This is a genomic window from Ideonella sp. P3_A4, from assembly GCF_056403075.1.
The window spans coordinates 1-775 of sequence record NZ_JBFUGE010001248.1 but is presented as its reverse complement, the minus strand read 5'-3'; the positions used below and the strand labels follow the sequence as shown (position 1 = coordinate 775).

The 775-nt window shown below is 57.8% G+C and carries 1 protein-coding gene; it reads left to right on the top strand.

The genetic code is table 11. The annotated features are described in order from the left end of the window. Window positions 1–220, top strand: a 220-nt coding sequence (locus AC1DYI_RS37350; protein ID WP_477209102.1) for a hypothetical protein, incomplete at its 5' end; no start/stop codon positions are given. Window positions 221–775: the final 555 nt, after the last annotated feature.

Below are 775 nucleotides of genomic sequence, written 5' to 3'. Positions count from 1 at the left end.
GGATCAGGTTGTTCTGTTGGAGCTCAAGGGTGAAGAGGGAAACACAACGTACACAACATTCCGCGACGAGTGCCGCAATCGATTGGGAAAGGTAGTCGTACTTGTCGAGTTCAGCGACGTCTACGGCTCGCTATTTCCCGTGTTCAAGGAGCCGCTGGCTTGGTACTCTCGTCACCAAGATGCAAAGACGAGCGCTCAACCGGACCCCGCTCAAGTCTGATGCCTAACCCCTCCGTCAAGGGGACGTCTTGCGGCAAGCCGCAAGCCGCCCCTTACGTCGAACGTTAAGCGCCTTGTATGGTCATCTTCGAAACCCTGAGTGGCCAATCCGAGCCTCCCTTGGAGATTCCGGCGGCAATCGGCGGCCACTCGGGCCCGCCTTCAGCGGTGTTGGAAGCGATTGGAAGTCTTCCTCCAGCGAGCCTTGTCTGCTGGAACGACGACCACTCCAAGACCATTGGCATCGGAAGATCCAGCAGAGTGATCGCGATGCCGCGAAAGTCCCTCGTGGGTGTCTCCATCGACATCATGCATCCAGCAAAGGGTCGCGGTTGGGTTGCGCTGGAAGCAACCGTCAAGGGGCAACATAGCTCAACACCTCTGCTTCGATCTTTGGTGTACACCACAGAGGCCCTCCACTGGCTTCTCTCTCGCAAGAGCACAATTGAATCCGTCTTCGGGCTCCTCATTGAGGTCAATGATCACGGCTGTGACTACTAGCACCCAGGCGCCTAACCCCTCCGTCAAGGGGACGTCTTGCGGCAGGCCGCAATCC